1 protein-coding gene is annotated in these 696 nt (G+C 73.0%); it reads left to right on the forward strand.

The features are described 5' to 3' along the window. Nucleotides 1-696: hypothetical protein (locus PHU01S_RS26090; RefSeq protein WP_164763209.1), on the forward strand; the 696-nt coding region annotated here is incomplete at both ends.

Below are 696 nucleotides of genomic sequence, written 5' to 3' on the forward strand. Positions count from 1 at the left end.
AGGCGGGCCTGCTCGTCCGCGGACTCGACATCGAGTCGGGCGGCGCGTCGGCACGCATCGGCGGCATCGCCGGCGAGAGCTTCGGCAGCCTGACCGGCGGCGAGGCGGAGGATATCTCGCTCCGTTCTGCCGGCGCGGACGCCAGGCTCGGCGGAGCGGCCGGCCTGAGCGAGGGCTCGATCAACGGCGTCTCTGTGCGCCGCGTCGCGATCGCAGCGGGCGGTGCAGGAGCCGAAGCGGGCGGCCTCGTCGGACGGCTGCAGGGAGCGGCGGACAGCCGCGCTTCCCTGACCGATTCGTCGCTGGAAGCCGGAGAAGAAACGACCGTGACGGCAACGGCTGCCGAAGCGCGCATCGGCGGAGCGGCCGGATATGCCGTCCGCGCGGACATCGTTCGTCCGGCGGTGCAGGCGGAAGCGCCGAGCTATGTCGCGCTTGCCGTCAGCGCTTCCGGCGTCGAGGCCGGCGGCCTGGCCGGCCGTGCAGAGAACAGCCTGATCGAGGGCGACGGAAAGGGAGTCAACGTGCAGAACCTTCTGCTGACGGCTTCTTCCGCCGCCTCGGAGGCGAAGGCCGGCGGCATCGCCGGCCGCAGCGCGGAGTCGACGCTGCGCGGCCTTGTCGGCAGCGGCGCAAGCCTGCTGCTGAGCGGTCCGGACACGCAGGCGGGCGGCCTGCTCGGCACGCATAAGGGCG

This window comes from Paenibacillus humicus NBRC 102415 (genome assembly GCF_004000905.1).
GTDB lineage: Bacteria > Bacillota > Bacilli > Paenibacillales > Paenibacillaceae > Paenibacillus_O > Paenibacillus_O humicus.